General features: G+C 65.0%; 20 protein-coding genes and 1 tRNA gene. 9 read left to right on the forward strand and 12 right to left on the reverse strand.

All coding sequences use genetic code 11. The features are described 5' to 3' along the window. The 4 genes from A5636_RS26855 to A5636_RS14630 form a co-directional block, all read left to right on the forward strand. Window positions 1-222, forward strand: a 222-nt coding sequence (locus tag A5636_RS26855; protein WP_216638838.1) for a hypothetical protein, incomplete at its 5' end; no start/stop codon positions are given. A 530-nt stretch (window positions 223-752) separates the two neighbouring features. Continuing rightward, window positions 753-2447, forward strand: coding sequence for a 2-succinyl-5-enolpyruvyl-6-hydroxy-3-cyclohexene-1-carboxylic-acid synthase (gene menD / locus A5636_RS14620; RefSeq protein WP_065159364.1), 1695 nt, complete (start codon window positions 753-755; stop codon window positions 2445-2447). Further along, window positions 2444-2938, forward strand: coding sequence for a DUF3592 domain-containing protein (locus A5636_RS14625; protein WP_155763828.1), 495 nt, complete (start codon window positions 2444-2446; stop codon window positions 2936-2938). Before menD ends, A5636_RS14625 begins: the two co-directional genes overlap by 4 nt. 76 nt (window positions 2939-3014) lie before the next feature. Next, complete coding sequence (locus tag A5636_RS14630; protein WP_065159464.1) at window positions 3015-4157, forward strand: glycosyltransferase family 4 protein; 1143 nt, start codon at window positions 3015-3017, stop codon at window positions 4155-4157. Window positions 4158-4161: 4 nt separating this feature from the next. Here A5636_RS14630 and A5636_RS14635 read toward each other — a convergent pair whose 3' ends face one another. Then, window positions 4162-4986, reverse strand: coding sequence for an SDR family oxidoreductase (locus tag A5636_RS14635; protein ID WP_065159366.1), 825 nt, complete (start codon window positions 4984-4986; stop codon window positions 4162-4164). A gap of 65 nt (window positions 4987-5051) precedes the next feature. Between A5636_RS14635 and A5636_RS14640 the strand changes: the two genes are divergently transcribed. Then, window positions 5052-5741, forward strand: coding sequence for a demethylmenaquinone methyltransferase (locus tag A5636_RS14640; protein WP_065159367.1), 690 nt, complete (start codon window positions 5052-5054; stop codon window positions 5739-5741). Between the two features lie 7 nt (window positions 5742-5748). On the opposite strand, the gene A5636_RS14645 is transcribed toward A5636_RS14640, so the two are convergent. From A5636_RS14645 to menJ, 3 genes are all read right to left on the reverse strand, one after another. Then, window positions 5749-6084: a DUF732 domain-containing protein gene (locus tag A5636_RS14645; protein ID WP_065159368.1), complete on the reverse strand. Its 336-nt coding sequence runs from the start codon at window positions 6082-6084 to the stop codon at window positions 5749-5751. A 30-nt stretch (window positions 6085-6114) separates the two neighbouring features. Next, the gene (locus tag A5636_RS14650) at window positions 6115-6801 is read right to left on the reverse strand and encodes a class I SAM-dependent methyltransferase (protein ID WP_065159369.1); all 687 of its coding nucleotides are present in this window, start codon (window positions 6799-6801) and stop codon (window positions 6115-6117) included. 68 nt (window positions 6802-6869) lie between these two features. Next, the gene (gene menJ / locus A5636_RS14655; protein WP_155763832.1) at window positions 6870-8084 is read right to left on the reverse strand and encodes a menaquinone reductase; all 1215 of its coding nucleotides are present in this window, start codon (window positions 8082-8084) and stop codon (window positions 6870-6872) included. 45 nt (window positions 8085-8129) lie between these two features. Here menJ and grcC1 point away from each other — a divergent pair, with 45 nt between their 5' ends. From grcC1 to A5636_RS14670, 3 genes are all read left to right on the forward strand, one after another. Next, entirely contained in the window at window positions 8130-9137 is a 1008-nt protein-coding gene (grcC1, locus tag A5636_RS14660; protein ID WP_065159370.1) for a nonaprenyl/(2E,6E)-farnesyl/geranylgeranyl diphosphat synthase, read from the forward strand. 105 nt (window positions 9138-9242) lie between these two features. Further along, window positions 9243-10106, forward strand: coding sequence for a zinc metalloprotease HtpX (gene htpX / locus A5636_RS14665; protein WP_065159371.1), 864 nt, complete (start codon window positions 9243-9245; stop codon window positions 10104-10106). 75 nt (window positions 10107-10181) lie between these two features. After that, window positions 10182-10406 (forward strand): helix-turn-helix transcriptional regulator, encoded by a 225-nt coding sequence (locus A5636_RS14670; RefSeq protein WP_253900596.1) that lies wholly within the window; start codon window positions 10182-10184, stop codon window positions 10404-10406. Here A5636_RS14670 and A5636_RS14675 read toward each other — a convergent pair. The 4 genes from A5636_RS14675 to A5636_RS14690 all read right to left on the reverse strand — a co-directional run bounded on the left by A5636_RS14675 (window position 10403) and on the right by A5636_RS14690 (window position 15221). Further along, a complete protein-coding gene (locus tag A5636_RS14675; RefSeq protein WP_081287803.1) occupies window positions 10403-11941 on the reverse strand; it encodes a SulP family inorganic anion transporter in 1539 nt (512 codons plus the stop codon). The genes A5636_RS14670 and A5636_RS14675 overlap by 4 nt on opposite strands. A 248-nt stretch (window positions 11942-12189) precedes the next feature. Continuing rightward, on the reverse strand, window positions 12190-13215 hold the full coding sequence (locus tag A5636_RS14680) for an NAD(P)H-dependent glycerol-3-phosphate dehydrogenase (RefSeq protein WP_065159373.1): 1026 nt from the start codon (window positions 13213-13215) through the stop codon (window positions 12190-12192). 21 nt (window positions 13216-13236) lie between these two features. After that, on the reverse strand, window positions 13237-14712 hold the full coding sequence (locus A5636_RS14685; RefSeq protein WP_065159374.1) for a flavin-containing monooxygenase: 1476 nt from the start codon (window positions 14710-14712) through the stop codon (window positions 13237-13239). A gap of 17 nt (window positions 14713-14729) precedes the next feature. After that, window positions 14730-15221 carry a YajQ family cyclic di-GMP-binding protein gene (locus tag A5636_RS14690; protein WP_065159375.1) on the reverse strand — a complete coding sequence of 164 codons (492 nt, stop codon included), beginning with the start codon at window positions 15219-15221 and terminating at the stop codon, window positions 14730-14732. A 68-nt stretch (window positions 15222-15289) separates the two neighbouring features. On the opposite strand from A5636_RS14690, the gene A5636_RS14695 reads away from it, so the two are divergent. After that, window positions 15290-15373 (forward strand) — tRNA-Tyr (locus A5636_RS14695). 262 nt (window positions 15374-15635) lie between these two features. Here A5636_RS14695 and A5636_RS14700 read toward each other — a convergent pair. From A5636_RS14700 to A5636_RS27315, 4 genes are all read right to left on the reverse strand, one after another. Then, window positions 15636-16103 carry a nitroreductase family deazaflavin-dependent oxidoreductase gene (locus A5636_RS14700; RefSeq protein WP_065159376.1) on the reverse strand — a complete coding sequence of 156 codons (468 nt, stop codon included), beginning with the start codon at window positions 16101-16103 and terminating at the stop codon, window positions 15636-15638. A 178-nt stretch (window positions 16104-16281) separates the two neighbouring features. Beyond that, entirely contained in the window at window positions 16282-16833 is a 552-nt protein-coding gene (locus A5636_RS14705) for a DUF488 domain-containing protein (protein ID WP_065159377.1), read from the reverse strand. 17 nt (window positions 16834-16850) lie between these two features. Then, window positions 16851-17762 (reverse strand): slipin family protein, encoded by a 912-nt coding sequence (locus A5636_RS14710; protein ID WP_172827240.1) that lies wholly within the window; start codon window positions 17760-17762, stop codon window positions 16851-16853. A gap of 501 nt (window positions 17763-18263) precedes the next feature. After that, window positions 18264-18908, reverse strand: a complete 645-nt coding sequence (locus A5636_RS27315; protein WP_367592600.1) for a DUF5994 family protein — start codon at window positions 18906-18908, stop codon at window positions 18264-18266. Between the last annotated feature and the right edge of the window lie 70 nt (window positions 18909-18978).

An 18978-nucleotide genomic window follows, 5' to 3' on the forward strand; every position in this document is an offset into this window, starting at 1 on the left:
CTGTGGAAGAGCAGGTACGGCGGCGAGAGTGCTGTGGGGGCGTCGAGACTGCCGTCCCGCCCGCGCCGAGACTGCGGCGGGGGCGCCGAGACTGCGGCGGGGGGCGCCGAGACTGCGGTGGGGGGCGCCGAGACTGCGGTGGCTGCAGCGACACTGCGGCGGGCGTCCCGAGACTGCGGTGGCCGCAGCGAGACTGCGGTGCCGGCGTCGACACTGCGGTAGCCGCAGCGAGACTGCGGCGGCGGCGTCGACACTGCGGTCGCCGCAGCGAGACTGCTGCGACGGTCTCGACACGCCCGGCGAGAACGCACTGGGCGCAGTCTCGATTCCCCACCCGCAGTCTCGATGTCGACACTGCGGCGGCTGGGCCGAGACTGCGGTGGCCGCAGCGAGACTGCGGCGGCGGTCTCGACACGCCCGCCGAGAACCCACTAGGCGCAGTCTCGATTCCCCACCCGCAGTCGCGATGCCGAGACTGCGGTGGGCGTCCCGAGACTGCGGTGGCCGCAGCGAGACTGCGGTGGCGGCGTCGACACTGCGGTAGCCGCAGCGAGACTGCGGTGACGGTCTCGACACGCCCGGCGAGGACACACTGGGCGCAGTCTCGATTCCCCACCCGCAGTCTCGATGCCGAGACTGCGGTGGGCGTCCCCAGCCCGCAGTCTCGGCGCGGGCGGGACGGCAGTCTCGACGCCCCCACAGCACTCTCGCCGCCGTACCTGCTCTTCCACAGCCTGTGACACCCTGTACTGATGAACCCTTCGACGACTCAGGCCCGCGTCGTCGTTGACGAGTTGATCCGCGGCGGCGTGCGCGACGTGGTGCTGTGTCCCGGGTCTCGGAACGCGCCGCTGGCGTTCGCCTTGCACGACGCCGACCGGGCCGGGCGGCTGCGGTTGCACGTGCGCATCGACGAACGCACCGCCGGCTACCTGGCGATCGGGTTGTCCATCGGGGCCTCCAACGGTCACGCCCCCGTCTGTATCGCCATGACGTCGGGCACCGCTGTCGCCAACCTCGGGCCGGCGGTGGTGGAGGCCAACTACGCCCGGGTCCCGCTCATCGTGTTGTCCGCCAACCGGCCCTACGAAATGCTGGGCACCGGCGCCAACCAGACCATGGAGCAGCTGGGTTACTTCGGTTCACAGGTCCGCGCCACGATCAGCCTGGGACTGGCCGAGGATGCGCCCGAACGGATGGCCGCCCTCAACGCCACCTGGCGCTCGGCGACCAGCCGAGTCTTGGTCGCCGCCATGGGTTTTCGCACCGCAAATGCCGGGCCCGTGCACTTCGACATCCCGCTGCGCGAACCCCTGGTGCCCGACCCGGAACACCTGAATGCGCCGACCCCGCCCGGCCGACCCGACGGCAAGCCGTGGACCTATACGCCACCGGTCACGTTCGACCAACCGCTCGACATCGACCTCACGCCGGACACCATCGTGATCGCCGGGCACGGTGCCGGCAGCTACCCGAACCTCGGCGACCTGCCGACCGTCGCCGAACCGACAGCCCCCCCGGCGGCCAACCCACTGCATCCCCTCGCGCTGCCGCTAATACGCCCTCAGCAGGTGATCATGCTGGGCAGGCCCACGTTGCACCGCCCGGTCTCGGCGCTGCTGGCTGACCCCAATGTGCCGGTGTATGCGCTGACGACGGGTCCGCGCTGGCCGGACGTGTCGGGCAACTCGCAGGCCAACGGAACCCGGGCGGTCACCACCGGTACACCGAACGCCGCCTGGCTGCGACGCTGCGCCGAACTGAACCAGCAGGCCGTGGCAGCGGTACGCGACCAACTCGCCGAACACCCCCTCACCACCGGTCTGCACGTCGCCGCCGCCGTGGCTGGCGCACTACGGCCCGGCGACCAACTGGTGCTCGGCGCGTCCAACCCGGTGCGGGACGCGGCGCTGGTCTCCCTCGACACGAACGGCATCCAAGTGCGGTCCAACCGCGGAGTCGCCGGTATCGACGGGACGGTGTCCACCGCCATCGGGGCGGCGCTGTCTTATGAGCAGACGTATGAGCAGACGTATGAGCGGACGCATGAGCGGGCCGGCGACCAAGACGACCCGCCCCGCACCGTCGCGCTGATCGGCGACCTGACTTTCGTCCACGACAGTTCGGGCTTGTTGATCGGTCCCACCGAACCCACCCCGCGCCGGCTGACGATCGTGGTGTCCAACGATAACGGCGGCGGGATCTTCGAACTGCTCGAGCAAGGTGACCCGCGGTTCCGGGACGTGTCGTCGCGCATCTTCGGTACCCCGCACGACGTGGACGTGGGCGCGCTGTGCCGCGCGTACCACGTGGAGAGCCGCCAGATCGAGGTCGATGAGTTGGCCGACGCTCTGGAGGAACCCGGCGCCGGAATGCGGGTGCTGGAGGTCAAGGCCGACCGGTCCTCGCTGCGAAGACTGCACGCCGCGATCAGGGCAGCCCTTTGAAATCACCAAAACATCTGCTGCGCATATTGATTCACGGCACCAGTGAAGAGATGCCGGATACCCGGGCCAGGATCGTAGTGCGCTGGGCGCGCATCATCGTGTTGATCGTGACGTTCCTGGTGACGCTGCAATCGGTGCTGTTGGTGGCCGGCGCGTGGCGCAACGACCTGGCGATTCAACGCAACATGGGGGTGGCGCAGGCCGAGGTGCTCAGCGCTGGACCGCGGCGCTCCACGATCGAATTCGTCACACCAGAACGCGTCACCTATCGGCCCGAGCTTGGCGTGCTCTACCCCTCCGAGCTCGCGACGGGCATGCGGATCTATGTCGAGTACAACAAGCGGGACCCCAATCTGGTGCGGGTGCAGCACCGTAACGCCGCGCTGGCGATCATCCCCGCCGGATCGATCGCGGTGGTGGGCTGGCTGGCGGCCGCCATCGCGTTGGCCCTGCTCGCGGTGTTGGACAAACGGTTGAGCAGTCGCGCTTAGCCTGCAGCGCCAACTTTTCGCGTCGCGTATTCCGGACGGCAACCTTGGCGACAGGCGGTGCTGCCACGGTGGTGTGGTGCGTGTTGCGATCGTCGCGGAGTCTTTCCTTCCGCAGGTCAACGGTGTCAGCAACTCGGTCCTGCGAGTGCTGGAACATCTGCGTTGCACCGGTCACCAGGCCCTCGTCATCGCACCGGACAACCCCGCCGGCGAGCCCCGCGCCGACCGGTTGCACGACGGTGTCTGGGTGCATCGGACGCCTTCTCGCATGTTCCCCAAGGTGACATCGCTTCCGCTGGGGGTGCCGACTCCCACCATGCTGCGGGTGTTACGCGGATTCGACCCGGACGTGGTGCATTTGGCCTCACCGGCACTGCTGGGTTACGGCGGGATGCTCGCCGCACGGCGCCTCGGTGTGCCGACGGTTGCCGTCTACCAAACCGACGTACCCGGTTTCGCCGCCAGTTACGGCATTCCGATAACCGCCCGGGCCGCGTGGGCATGGTTTCGGCACCTGCACAGCCTCGCCGACCGTACCCTCGCGCCCTCCACCGCCACTATGGAGTCACTTGCCGCGCAACGGTTCCCACGGGTTCACCGGTGGGCTCGCGGGGTCGACCTGATCCGGTTCGCACCGTCGGCCCGCGACGAGACACTGCGCCGCCGGTGGTCGCCGGAGGGCAAGCCGATCGTTGGATTCGTGGGCCGTCTGGCTCCGGAGAAGCACGTGGAACGGCTCGCCGGACTTGCGGCCGGCGGCGCGGTTCGCCTTGTCGTCGTGGGTGACGGCGTAGACCGCCCCAAGCTGCAAACAGCAATGCCCACAGCGGTTTTCACGGGCGCCCTGTACGGTGCCGAACTTGCCGCGGCATACGCCAGCATGGACGTCTTCGTGCACCCCGGGGAACACGAGACGTTCTGCCAGGTCGTGCAGGAAGCGTTGGCTTCGGGCCTGCCGGTCATCGCGCCCGACGCCGGTGGGCCGCGTGACCTGGTCGCCCCGAACCGAACCGGGCTGTTGTTGCCCGTCGAGAAGTTCGAAGCGCAACTGCCGAACGCGGTTACACATCTACTGCAGGAACGTCAGCGCTATGCCGCGGCGGCCCGGCGCAGCGTGCTAGACCGCAGTTGGCCGGTCATCTGCGATGAACTCCTCGGCCACTACGAGGCGGTGTTGGCCGCTCCGGCCCGACCCGGAGTCATCAAGCGCTACGCCTAGTCCTCTAGCCCTGCGCCAACTCGGCAACGGGCTGCCACTGCTCCCAGGTGCGCAACCGGCTTTCGTAGTCCTGCTTGGCTATCTGCAGCGGACCGGCACCGAAAAACACTCGCAGTGGCGGTTTTTCGGCGTCTACCACCTTCATCAGCGCCGCCGCCGACGCCGACGGGTTGCCGGGCCGGGCCCACCGCTGGTTACGCCATTCGTCCTGGGTGGCGTGCACCTCGGCATAGTCCGGAAGTCGGTTCGCCCGTTTGGATGACGAGCCACTCCAATCGGTGTCGAACCCGCCCGGCTCGATCAGTGTGACGTGGACCCCGAAGGACTCGATTTCCTGGGCCAGCGCCTGGGAGAAACCTTCCAGCGCCCATTTGGAGGCGTGGTAGATGCCGACGTCGGGGAACGCGCTGATGCCGCCGATCGAGGAGACCTGGATGATGTGCCCGCTGCGCTGTGCCCGCAGATAGGGCAACGCCGCCTGGGTGATCCATAGCGCGCCGAACACGTTCGTTTCGATCTGGTCGCGGGCTTCTTGCTCGGTCAGCTCTTCGATGAATCCGAACTGGCCGTAGCCGGCGTTGTTGACCACGATGTCCAGGCGTCCGAAATGGTCGTGTGCCTGCTTGACGGCCGCGAAGTCCGCGTCTCGGTCGGTGACGTCCAGTTGGATCGGCAACACCGCGTCGCCGTACTCACTCACCAGGTCGTCGAGGGTCCCGGTGTCGCGTGCGGTGGCGGCTACTTTGTCGCCGCGGTGCAGAGCGGCTGCGGCCCACTGCCGCCCGAAGCCGCGTGATGTCCCGGTGATAAACCAAACTTTTTCGCTCACGCGTTGTTGCAACGCATTACCCGGCGGCGCATTCCCGGGTTGGCGGGCCGGGTAGCGTCTCAGGCGTGAGCCGCGCGGACCTCGACAAAGATCCACGCGACGTCGCGTCGATGTTCGACGGCGTCGCCCGTCGCTACGACCTCACCAACACCGTGCTTTCTCTGGGCCAGGACCGATTCTGGCGGCGGGCCACCCGTGCGGCGCTACGCATCGGGTCGGATGAGAAGGTGTTGGACCTGGCCGCGGGCACGGCGGTCTCGACGGTCGAGTTGGCCAAGTCCGGAGCGTGGTGTGTGGCGGCCGATTTCTCGGTCGGCATGTTGGCTGCCGGCAGCGCGCGCGAGGTGCCCAAAGTCGCCGGCGACGCCACCAAACTGCCGTTCGCGGACGAGGTCTTCGATGCGGTGACGATCAGCTTCGGCCTGCGCAATGTGGCTGACTATCCCGTCGCGCTGCGTGAGATGGCGCGCGTCACCAAGCCGGGTGGTCGATTGGTGGTGTGCGAATTCTCAACTCCCACAAACACTTTGTTCGCCACGGCGTACAAGGAGTATCTGATGCAGGCGTTGCCCCGAGTGGCGCGCGCGGTATCGAGCAACCCCGAGGCCTACGTCTACCTCGCTGAGTCGATCAGGGCTTGGCCGGACCAGGCGGCGTTAGCGCAGGAGATTGCGCGGGCCGGGTGGTCGGCGGTGCGGTGGCGCAACCTGACCGGCGGCATCGTGGCGCTGCACGCCGCGTACAAGCAGGTCTAGCGAAACCCTAGGTTCCCGCCCGCTGGAGCACGCCTACCTGCTCGGGGCAGTAATGGTCGATCCCCGCGCCCAGAAACTGCAGCGATTGCCCCTGGGTGGTGCCGCGGGGCAGATTGCGCTGCAGGAACGTCGCCGCCTGGTGGGCGTCGTGATCCACGCCGCGCTCCAGTCGCTGACAGCTGATCTTGGCCAGCCAGGCGTTGTAATCCTGTGGGCCGTAGATGCCGTAGCTGTTCAGTGTCTTGTTGAAGACCTGGTCGTAGTCATCGGCCTGGGCGGGTGCCGCAAAGCCGATCGCGGCGACCGTCAGACCAGCGAAAACAGCCAGCCGAGTCTGCTTCATTAGACGAACTATACACCTGGGCCGGGCACGCTATTGGGCTAGATGCGCCGAGAGCAGCCACGCTCCAACCGACTTGCGGCCATCGGGTTCGTCGCGGGTCTCGAAGGGCATCCCGGGTGAGTTCGCCGGGACCTGCGCGTAGATACGGGCCGCCCGGATCTCGTCGATCACCCAGTGCTTGGCGACCGCTTCGCGCAGTTCGTCCGCGGTGACCGCGAAGGGTGGACCCTCGGGTATTGCGGCCTTGTCGAAGACAAGCACGAAATAGCGCGCCCCCGGTGCCGCGGCTCGGACGATGGCTTGCTGGTAGCCCTCGCGCAGTTCGACAGGCATCGAGTGGAACAAGGTGCTGTCCACGATGGTGCCGAATCGGGCGGCCGACCCCGGCGGGTAAGCACCGAAGTCGGTGATGTCGGCCACGGCGAAGGTGGCGTTGGTCACGCCGCGCTTTTCGGCCTCGCGCCGAGCCAATTCGATTGCCGTGGGCGAGGAATCAAGACCCACGGTGGTGTGGCCCCGTTCGGCCAGGGCCAGGGAGATGGCGCCTTCCCCGCACCCCGCGTCTAGGACGTCACCGACGAAGTTGCCCTGTTCGATCAGCGCGGCCAGTTCGGGTTGCGGTTCGCCCAGGCTCCACGGCGGTCGGACACCCTCGCCCAGTTCGGTGGATTCACCGCGGTAGACCGCGTCGAACTCGAATTCCGGTTGTGCACTCATGCTTCAAATTCATATCAATCTGCCTGATATATGTCAACCAAGTTGATATTGCCGACGCGCGCGAGACTTCAGCTGAACGGGGGCCGGCGGTCGATCAGCCGGGATGCCCGGCCTCCGCTGCGCCACGCCCGCGCCACCAGATCGGTGTCCTCGTCGGTCACCAGATTTGCCATCACCCGCACCGCGATGCGCATCAAAGTGGTCGAGCGCATCGCGATCGGTCCGGTTGCCGGCAGGAATCGCTGGAAGGTCAACAGCAATGCCAGCCTGCGCGCGACCGAGAAGCCGCGGGCGTAATGATCGGTGAGCAGGGCCGGCCACAGCTGGGACAGGTCGGACGAGTCGAGCACCTCGGCGGCAAGCCGGCCCGTCTCCAATCCGTAGTCGATGCCTTCGCCGTTGAGCGGGTTTACGCATGCCGCCGCGTCACCGATCAACACCCAGTTGGGCCCGGCCACACCCGAGACCGCGCCCCCCATCGGCAGCAGCGCCGACGCCACCGCGCGCGGCCCGCCGTCGAATCCCCATTCGTCTCGCCGCAGATCGGTGTAGTAGGAAATCAACGGTCGCAGCGACAGGTCGGCCGGCCGTTTCGTCGTCGAGAGCGCGCCGACGCCGATGTTCACTTCTCCATTGCCCAGCGGGAAGATCCAGCCGTAACCGGGCAGCACGGCGCCGTCGGGGGAGCGCAGCTCCAGGTGCGACGTCAGCCATGGGTCGTCGGCGCGCGCCGTAGCCAGGTAGCCGCGGGCGGCCACGCCGTACACCGTGTCCTGATGCCAACGCCGGCCCAGTTTGCGCCCCAGCGAGGACCGCGCTCCGTCGGCGACAATCAATTGACCGCAGGACACCTCGGTACGGTCAGAAAGCGTCAGCCCTGATACCCGACGCGACGAATCATGATGCACGCCAACTACTTTGGCGCCCAGCAGCATCCGCGCACCGGACTCCTCGGCGACCTTACGGATCCGGTCGTCGAGTTCCAACCGCGCGACAGCGCTGCTGTGGGCGGGGAACGACGGGCCCGGCCAAGCGACTTCGACCTCGCCTCCGAACCCACTCATGCGCAAACCTTGGTGCTGGATGCGGCCGGCGAGCCACTCGTCCAGTCCCAACAACTTCATCTCGGCAATGGCGCGAGGTGTCAGCCCGTCGCCGCATGCCTTATCGCGAGGGAAGCTGGCCGAGTCGATGACGAGTACATCGCGGCCGGCACGGGCGGCCCAGGCTGCCGCCGCCGACCCAGCCGGTCCGGCACCGACGACGACGACGTCGGCGCGCAGGGCGCTGGGGGCTTCGTTCTCCACGTCCACCAGTATGTTGGTCGAATGAGAACTCCGGCGACGGTGGTGGCGGGCGTCGACTTCGGCGACGCCGATTTCGCCGCGACCGTGCGCGATGGCGTTGGTCGTGTCGAGCAGCTCATGGACGCCGAATTGCGGGATTCTGACGAGGTCATGACCGAGTCACTGCTGCATCTGTTCCAGGCCGGCGGCAAGCGTTTTCGCCCCCTGTTCACCGTCCTGAGCGCGCACACAGGGCCGGACCCGAACAACGACGACGTAACGGTGGCCGGTGCCGTGGTCGAACTCATCCACCTCGCGACGCTTTACCACGACGACGTGATGGACGAGGCGGAGGTTCGGCGCGGGGCACCCAGCGCCAACGCCCGGTGGGGAAACAACGTCGCCATCCTGGCCGGTGACTATCTGCTGGCGACCGCGTCGCGGTTGGTATCCCGGCTGGGGCCCGAAGCGGTAAGGATCGTCGCGGACACCTTTGCGGAGCTGGTGACGGGCCAGATGCGGGAGACCCGCGGCTCCCCGGAGGGCACGGATCGCATCGAGCAGTATCTGCGGGTGGTGCATGAGAAAACCGGCAGCCTGATCGGCGCCGCGGGCCGGTTCGGCGGCATGTTCTCCGGCGCCGACGACGAGCAGATCGAACGGTTGAGCCGCCTGGGCGCCATCGTGGGTACCGCGTTCCAGATCGCCGACGACATCATCGACATCGACAGTGAGTCTGAGGAATCAGGCAAATTGCCCGGCACCGACCTCCGGGAAGGTGTACGCACCCTGCCGATGCTCTACGCGCTGCAGGAGACCGCGCCCGAGGGATCCCGGCTACGGGAGTTGCTGGCCGGACCCATCCACGACAACGCCGAAGTGTTCGAAGCCCTCAGTCTATTGCGGTCGTCGTCGGGCATGGCCAAGGCCAAGGAGACCCTGGCGCAGTACGCCGACCAGGCGCGTCACGAGCTGGAATTGCTGCCGGACGGCCCCGGCCGCGCCGCGCTGCGGGCCCTGGTCGACTACACCGTCAGTCGGCACGGGTAGGACGAATTCCCTGGGTGTGGAACCTTCACCCTCTTCCCGGGCGTTGTTGGGCTGTAGTTCAAACAAGTTTCCAAACAAGCTGCGTGTTCGTAGGAGGACACACCAATGACCTGGCATCCGCATGCCAACAGGCTGAAGACCTTCGCGCTGTTGGTCGGTATGTCCGCGCTGATCGTTTTCGTGGGCGCGCTGTTCGGTAAAACCGCCCTTATCCTGGCGACGCTGTTCGCCGTCGGCATCAACGTCTACACCTACTTCAACAGCGACAAGCTGGCCTTGCGGGCCATGCATGCCCAGCCAGTGTCGGAGCTGCAAGCCCCGGTGATGTACAAGATCGTCCGGGAACTGGCCACCGCGGCTCATCAGCCCATGCCCCGGCTGTACATCAGCGACACCACGGCGCCGAACGCGTTCGCGACCGGACGCAACCCGCGCAACGCCGCGGTGTGCTGCACCACCGGCATCCTGGAGATTCTCAACGAGCGCGAGTTGCGCGCCGTTTTGGGCCACGAGCTTTCCCACGTCTACAACCGTGACATTCTGATTTCTTGCGTGGCAGGAGCGCTGGCGTCGGTGGTCACCGCGTTGGCCAACATGGCGATGTTGTTCGGGGCTTTCGGCGGTAACCGTGAAGGCGGCACCAATCCTTTTGCGCTGCTGCTGGTTTCGTTGCTCGGCCCGATCGCCGCCACGGTGGTGCGGCTGGCCGTGTCGCGTTCGCGGGAGTACCAGGCCGACGAGTCGGGAGCGATGCTGACCGGTGACCCCCTCGCGCTGGCGTCCGCACTGCGCAAGATCTCCGGTGGGGTACAGATGGCTCCGCTGCCGCCCGAGCCGCAACTGGCCAGCCAGGCGCACCTGATGATCGCGAACCCGTTCCGTGCCGGCGAGCGCATCGGGTCGATGTTCTCCACGCACCCACCGATCGAGGACCGCATCCGCCGGCTGGAGGCGATGGCGCGGGGCTGAAATCCACTGGCCCGCCGCGTGAGTAGGCACCCATCGGGGTATACGACAAACATGGCAACACCGCAGGAAAAATCAATGGAAGTTCACGAAGCCGGTGTCTCGCTGAACTTGGCTGAGTTGATATTCGAGACGCGGGCCGGTGCAGACCTGAGTCAGGAGCAACTGGCGGCCGAACTCGGTGTCAGCCAGGCAGATGTCGATGCCTGGGAGACGGGAGCCGAGGCGCCGCGCGTCGATGTCCTGGACCGCTTGGCGCGGGTGTGCGGCCGACGGTTGCACATCGCTATCGAGATCAATTAAGGCGCTTCGCCGGCCACCAGCGTGGAGCGGCGCGGCGAGTGCCCATGCTGCAGTAGCCCGTCGACATGCACCGTCCCGCCGCTGGCGTGATGTTGCTGCTGCCAATCGGTAATGGCTTGGTGCGCAGCATGGTCGAGGTAGTTGACTGCGATGTGCAACGTGACCGCGGTTCGTTGCGGCACTGAAGTCAGCACGCGGGTGAGCCGGGGAAGGCTGAGGAATGTGCAGGCGCCTTCGATGGTGACACGCCATTCGTCGCCATCCGGCATGCCTTCTACTTTGGCCCGAACCACGCGCCACCCCGTCATCGCGATGGCCAAGACCAGCCCGATGACAACACCATCCAACAGGTTGAGGAACACGACGGCGACGATGGTCGCCAGGTAGATGGCGAAGTCGCGGTTCTTCACCGCGGTTTCGATGTGTGCGGGTTGCAGTAGCTGCATCCCGACGACGATCAGCAGACCGGCCAGCGCGGCACTCGGGATCAGTTCGATCAGTCCTGCGAATGGAAGGGCGAACAGCAGGATCCAGAAGCCGTGCAGGATCGTCGAGGCGCCGGTCTTGGCACCGGCCTTGATATTGGCCGAGCTGCGCACGATCACACCTGCGATAGGCAGGCCGCCGATAGCACCCGAGACGATGTTGGAGGCGCCCTGCCCGATCAATTCCCGGTCCAGGTTGGTACGTGGCCCGCTGTGCATCCGGTCGGTTGCGACGGCAGTCAGCAGGCTCTGCACGCTGGTGATGAGGGTGACGGTGATGATGCCGACCACCACCGCACCCCAGTTCCCGTGTGGAATGGCCGGCAATTGCAGGGCATCGATCACCGAACCGTTCAGAGCGATCCGAGAGACGTTGAAAGGGAACACAACCGAGGCAACGGTCACCACGACGATGGCCACCAGCGGACCGGGAACTGCGGCCATCTTGGCCGGCGCCCAGCGCCATGCGACCATGATGGCGATCACCAGCAGGCCCAGGATCATTCCGGGTCGGTGGGCGCCGAGAATCTGGGCGGGCAACTCGACCACGTTCACCCATGCCGAACTGTGTGACTCGCCGCCGAGCAACACATGGGTCTGCTGCAGCGCAATAGTGATTCCGATGCCGGCCAGCATCGCGTGCACCACCACCGGCGAGATCGCCAATGCGGCGCGCGCCACCCGGCTGAGCCCCAACAGCACCTGCATCAGACCCGCGACGGCGGTAATGAAACAGGTGATGCCCCAGCCGAATTCGGCGATCAGATCGGCGACGATGACGGTCAGCCCGGCCGCCGGTCCACTGACCTGCAACGGCGAACCGCCCAGCGCGCCGCCGACGATTCCGCCGACAACCGCAGCGATCAACCCGGCAAGAACCGGTGCGTCCGAGGCGATCGCGATACCCAAGGACAGCGGCAGCGCGACCAGGAACACCACTAGCGATGCGGGCAGGTCATGGGCAATGACCGAGCGCAATTTATCGGTGCGCGAGGCGGATTGGATACCACGATCAAGATCAGTTTCACCGATCTGGTCGACATGTTGCATCGGAGGCTCCCTCGTCATACCACCGGGGGACAATCCGATATCCCGCCCCGTGTCGCGTCTTATTACGCAGTCGTAACAATCTGGCGCACAAGCGAATACGGTTACCCAGAAACAACGCTGTTTTGGACCGGACCGCCTCGCAACCTCTGCACGACGGTAGGGGTAGGGCTACCAGTGGGCAACCTGGCGCGCCAGGTGCATAGCGAACCCAAATCTTCTATGCGCCGCCCCAGCAGGCTCAAATCCGACTAGAAACCGGAACCGTGCACCTCGTGTCCGGGGACCTCAGCGGCCAGGCCGCTGTAGGCCTGCTCCACCGACGATCCGTGGTTGATCACCGCATCGACCTCGCGGGCGATCGGCATGCTCAGCCCGAACTCGTTGGCGAATTCCATGATCACGCTGGCCGCTTTCACGCCTTCAGCGACCTGATTCATCGACGCGATAATTTCCTCGATCGGTTTTCCCGCTCCCAGTTGCTCACCGACGTGCCGATTGCGGCTGCGCTGGCTGGTACACGTCACGATCAGGTCACCGAGGCCGGCCAGGCCCGGAAACGTTTCGGCGTTGCCGCCCATGGCCACACCCAATTTGGTCATTTCGCGCAACGATCGTGCGATCACCAGTGCGCGGGTGTTCTCGCCGATGCCCAAGGAATAGCCCATGCCGACCGCGATCGCGAAGACGTTCTTCAACGCACCGGCCATCTCCACTCCGACGACGTCGTCGGTGGTGTAGACGCGGAACAGGCGGGTGCGGAACAACGTCGACAGTCTGGTGGCCAGATGCTGGTCGGGCATGGCCAGCACGGCGGCCGCAGCATAGCCTTCGGCCACCTCGCGGGCGATGTTCGGCCCGGCCAGGATGCCGGCCGGGTGTCCGGGCAGGATCTCCTCGATGATCTGCGACATTCGCATGTTGGTGCCCTGCTCGAGACCCTTGACAAGCGAGACCACCGGGACCCAGGGACGCAGTTCCTTGCCCAGTTCGGTCAGCACGCCCCGGAACCCGTGTGATGGCACACCCATCACGATTACGTCGGCGGCGTTAGCGGCCTCGGCGAAATCAGTTGTGGCGCGCAGGCTTTCGCAGAGGGCAACCGAGTCACCCAGGTAGCGACTATTGCGGTGGTTCTCGTTGATGTCCTTGGCCGTGTCCTCCGAGCGCACCCACTGCAGTGTCGGCCCCCGCCGCGCGCAGATAGACGCCACGGTGGTGCCCCAGGATCCGCCACCGAGGACAACGACTTTGGGTTCGCGCTTGTCAGCTGCCATGGGCTTAGCGTAAACCCCGAACTAGCCCGCCAAGGCTGCCCGGTCAGACGCGCGTCCGAACATCATCGCCTCGTCAATCCGGTCGAATCGATAGTCGATCGCGTCGGCGAAATAGTTCTGCCGCACATTCCACGGCCGTCTGGTACCCGACTTGGGCAGCGCATGCAGCGCTCGGCGCACATAACCCGCTTGGATGTCCCACGCGGGCTTTTCGTCCATCGGCTCGCCGCCCAGATGTGGACTGGCGTGCGTGTAGCCGTGCGCCGCCATGTGTTCGATCAGTTTGGCCGTCGCGCGTGCGGTCATGTCGGCCCGCAAGGTCCAGGACGCGTTCGTGTAGCCCACACACCAGAAAAGATTGGGCACGTCTTCGAGCATGTGCGCCTTGTAGACGAAACGGTCGGTGGGGTTGATCTCGGCGCCGTCGATGCTGATGCTGGCGCCGCCGAGGGCCTGCAGCTGCAGACCGGTCGCCGTGACGACGATGTCGGCGTCCAAGTGCTTTCCGGACTTGAGCGCGATGCCGGTGGCGTCGAAATGGTCGATGTGGTCGGTGACCACCTCGGCGCGGCCGTCTTTGATGGCGTTGTACAGGTCGGCGTCGGGGATCAGGCACAGCCGCTGGTCCCACGGGTTGTAGCGCGGCTTGAAGTGGATGTCGACGTCGTAGCCATCAGGCAGGTTCTGGATGGCCTTGCGTCGTAGCAACCACTTGATCAACGACGGCGTTTTGCGCGACAGGAACCACAACACCCCTTCCATCAAGGCGTTGTAGAACCGAATTGCCAAGTGCGATGCCCTGCGGGGCATGACTTTTCGGCTGAACCAGGCGAACTTGCTGTATTTCGACGCCGAGATCATGTAGGTGGGCGAGCGCTGCAGCATGGTCACCCGGCCGGCGCGTTCGGCCATTGACGGGATCAGGGTGACCGCGGTGGCCCCGCTGCCGATCACGACGACGTTTTTGCCGGCATAGTCCAGGTCTTCCGGCCAGTGCTGGGGATGCACGACGGTGCCGCCGAACTGCTCGATGCCCGGGAAGTCGGGGGTGTAGCCCTCGTCATAGTTGTAGTAGCCGCTGCCGAAGAACAGGAATCGACAGCGGTACTGCTTGGCGGCGCCGTCCTGCTCGCAGGTCACCGTCCAGGTGTCGGTGGTTGAGTCCCAGTCCGCGCGGCGCACGTAACTGTTGAACCGGATGTGTTTGTCGATGCCGTGCTTGCGGGCCGTAGCTGCCAGATACTCGCGGATGTGGTCGCCGTCGGCGACACCCTCCTCACGCGTCCACGGCTCGAACGGAAAGCTCAGCGTGAAGATGCTGCTGTCCGACCGCACGCCCGGGTAGCGGAACAGGTCCCAGGTGCCGCCGACCCGGTCCCGCCGCTCCAGGATGGCGTAGGTGAGCCAGGGATTGCGCTGCGAGATGCGATAGGCCGCGCCGATGCCGGAGATACCCGCGCCGACGATCAGGACGTCGACTTGATCCGTGTCGGTCATGCAAAACCTCGCTTGGGTTAGCGGTAGTTGACGAACTGCAGCGCGACGTCGAGGTCAGCCTGCTTGAGCAGGCCCTGAACGGCCTGCAGGTCGTCGCGTTTCTTACTGGTCACCCGCACCTCGTCGCCCTGGATCTGGGTTTTGACGGTCTTGGGCCCCTCGTCGCGGATGAGCTTGGTGATCTTCTTGGCGTTCTCGCTGCTGATGCCCTGTTTGAGGGTGCCGGTCACCTTGTAGGTCTTGCCGGAGGCCTGCGGTTCGCCCGCCTCGAAGGCCTTCATAGAGATGTCGCGGCGGATCAACTTCTCCTTGAAGACGTCGACGGCCGCCTTTACCCGCTCCTCGGTCGAGGAGGTGAGTTCGATGCCTTCCTCGCCTTTCCAGGCGATCTTGGTATCGGTGCCGCGGAAGTCGAACCGGGTGGAGAGTTCCTTCGCGGCCTGGTTGAGTGCGTTGTCGACTTCCTGCCGGTCGACCTTGCTGACGATGTCGAACGATGAGTCCGCCATGCGATAGCCCTTCCTCGTCGTGCTAGCCGTTTGTGAACTGTCTACCCGTTCGTTGTAACCTGCTAGGCGGCAGGTTGCCCGAGCGGCCAATGGGAGCGGACTGTAAATCCGTCGCGAAAGCTACACTGGTTCGAATCCAGTACCTGCCACCACCAGGTCAGACGATGTTTGGCCACGACGTAAGACGAACTCGGTGCAGCCGGATGGAGCGCTGATCACCGACAGCGTGCCGCTGACGTGCTTGTGGCCTAGATGGCGCCGGTGAGATCCCGAGATGGTGTTGGGGCGAACCGGCAAATTCGCTCAGCGGGTTGCCGCTGGGGTCCAAGTCCGCGGCGGGTCACCCGCCGTGGCGGCGGCGGCCGGTTCGACCGTCAAGGGCGATTCGTTGCTTGGCTCTGAATGCATGCGCGATTACTCAGTCACACTCGGCGGTTCGCAAATCACCACCGGGATGACCCGGTCGGTCCACGATTGGTACCTCGCCCATCGTGGGTTGTGGGCAATGAGTCGCGGCCAGAGTTGTGTGCGTTCCTCGTCGTCGGCGACGCGGGCACGCATGGCGCGACTCTCGCCGCGGATCTGGAGGCGCACGTCAGAATCGGCGCGAATGTTCAGTAGCCACATCGGGTGTGCGGGCAGGCCGCCCTGCGACGCCACCAGGACAACGCGGTCACCGTCGGCCATGAATATCAGCGGAGTCGTCCGGGATAACCCGCTCTTGCGGCCAGTGGTGGTCAACAGACACAACGGGAGGCCCAGCTCATGACCACCTACTCGCCCGTCGGTGGCGCGATAGATTGCCACGTTCGCTTTGGATATCCATTTCAGGAGACGGGGTGCCAGGAATGAGATAAGAAGTGGGGGCCTCTTTTGTGTCATTTCGGTTCCTCCTCGATTCGCACGAGCAGCTGCCGCGGGGCGACGATCCCCACTGCGGTCAATCTCATCAACCGCCGCGCTGCTCAGCGATTTCCTCCGGCGCTACCAGCGGCAGCGAAAGACGCGGCGTCAGTATCGGTTTGAACTCATAAGTCGATGCAGCACGCACGGTCATCGATCAGACTTTCTGAAGACTCGCCGCGATGTCGTCGTAGATCAGTAGTCCATCAGCTCGCAATCGCACTCCCGGCGTGGGGACGTGCGGAACGAGTCGACCGTCCTGCATCAGATGGTGCACAGGCACGCGACGGGAAAGGACAACGAAGTCCGCAATGAGGCGACGGTGACAACGCCACCACAATGTCTCGCTGCACATGACCGCGGTTGGTGACTGCGCGACGTCCTCGAGCAACGGCTCGATTGCGGCGACGAAGTCTGGATCGCGCATGTAGGCGGCATACCCGCGGAACGAGACGTTCCGCCAAACTATGTCTGGTGAATCCGGGGCGGCCTTGCGCCAGCCACCGAGCCGCTTCTCCCAGCGGTATTCGATATCCGTTGCAGGGAGCCAGCATTGGAGCTCACTCAGGGTTGCATCCGGATTGCGACGACTGCCCGGAGCGGTCCGCACGTCTACTAGTTTCGCCACACCGGCGCCATGTAGCAACGTGGTCAACTTCGTGCGCCCGGAGGTGCCGTGTCCCACGGTGATCAATCCCTGCCCGGTCATACTGAGCCTTTCGGGCGCTATCGGCTCAGTTGGAATGGTTGATCTTCGATCCGGACGCCCAATTTGAGTTCGTGCGCGCTTGGGACGTGCGGCGCAGCCTCGCTCGCCGTCTCATTGATGGGTGCCGCGGTGGGATCGGGGGCGCTATGCACGTTGCTGTTTCCCTGATCGACTCCTTGCGGTGTTGCCCGTTCCAAGAACCGCAGTAGTTCGACGGGGAAGGGGAGCACCAGTGTTGAGTTCTTTTCTGCGGCAACCTCGACAACCGTTTGAAGAAGCCGGAGTTGCAGTGCGGCAGGATGCTCGGCCATGACCTCGGCGGCCTGGGCCAGCCGTTGCGAGGCCTGATGTTCACCGTCCGCGGTGATGATCCGGGCCCGCCTTTCTCGCTCGGCCTCGGCTTGGCGCGACATCGACCGCTTCATCGAATCCGGCAGGACCACGTCCTTGATCTCGACGCGGTCGATGTGCACACCCCAGCCGAGTGCGGGACTATCGATCATCAGTTCCAGGCCCTGATTGAGATGCTCCCGGTTGGACAGCAGGTCGTCCAAATCGCTCTTGCCGATGATGGAGCGCAACGATGTCTGCGCCACCTGGCCGATAGCGGCCATGTAGTCCTGCACGTCGACCGCGACACGCAGTGGGTCCGCAACGTTGAAATAGATGACCGCATCGACCCGAACGGTCACGTTGTCGCGCGTGATGCCGTCTTGGGCAGGCACGGGCATCGTGACGATCTGCATGTTGACCTTCTCGAGGCGATCCGCGAGGGGAATCAGCAGTGCGAGGCCGGGTCTCCGTACGCGAGGTTGCACACGACCGAATCGGAATACCACACCACGCTCGAATTGTTTAACAACGCGAAGGTTTGTTCCCAGCAGGAGAAGTCCAACGCCAACGGTGGCCGCCACGGCGTAGAGGGTGATCACTATTTCCTCCCGTTCCGCCCGGGTATGTGGTCGCACTCGCTGCCGGACTCGGGCTCAATGTGTGTTGAAACAGTCATGTCTATCGACATGATCAGCCTCAGCGAATTTCATGACGCGTTTGCGAGAGTTGCTGAGGGGCGTACAGACAAATCGACCACGGTATCCGGCGATGCGACCAACGCGGCGGGGCCAGAAGCGAGGTCCGTGTGGCGAGTGACCCCATGGGCGGGCAACGATTCCCGCGGAAGCGGCGGACTTTTGCGGAACCTGAGTTCCCTCTCGCTCAGAGTGCGTGGTCCAAGGATCACCAAACCTGCAAAAGCCACCGCAACCACGAGCGTCCGGGTGCGGAATCGCTTACGGCGACTCCGCGCCGATCGCGGTTCGGCACCGTCAGACAACTGAGCGAAACCTCTTCTTTCCCAGAGAAACCGACGCATGGTGTCAGTTATGGCTCCGGGTTCTTCGTCACTAGACATTTTCGCATCTCCTGATCTCTCAGCGTGTTGACCGATCCGCCGGGTCTTGTCGCCGGCGGGGCAAAGCGCCGCCGGCGGTGTCCCAACGCTGGTGCGCCATCAGTGCGGAACGGCGGTCCTCGGCCGCCCGCTTCCCGATCCCTAACAGTTCGTCAGTCGTCGACTCGTCACCCGATCTCGCCGCCGTCATCACAGCCGTATATGCCCGCGAGGGTTGGGTGTATGGGGGGACTACCAAGAGAACAAGCTGTCCGACCTGATCTCCGATCAACGAAATTGTGTTGATCGACCGGTCAGAAGAGCTGCAGAGTTTCACATCGCGTCCCTCGGAGCGGAGATGCGATGGTGCTGTCGCCCAAGCCCTCTCGTCGTAGACAACTCGGTCAATCGAGCCAGACCGCGACGCGAGGGCTGCGAGCAACTGCGGCAGTTCGGTGGCTAGTTGAGTAGATCGCGGCCACCACGCGCCCTGCACGTGTCCGGATGGTTGGTGGACGGGCTTCAGTCCTAGGCGCAGGCCTAGGAACTCAGCTACGCCGGCTGGTGGAGCGTGATTTCCCAGGGTGGACGTCGAGACCACCGGCTTTGCTGCCTTGGCGGGCGGCTCGGGTCCACGCTGGACGTGCAGTTCGGTCAAGGCCAAGGCGTTCACGCCGATCCTCATATTGCTACTTGCGTCGTTGAAAAGCCGTAATATAAAGCAAGTATATCCTTTAAATATATTTAAGCAAAGG

This window comes from Mycobacterium asiaticum (genome assembly GCF_001673315.1).
Classification (GTDB): Bacteria; Actinomycetota; Actinomycetes; order Mycobacteriales; family Mycobacteriaceae; genus Mycobacterium; species Mycobacterium asiaticum_B.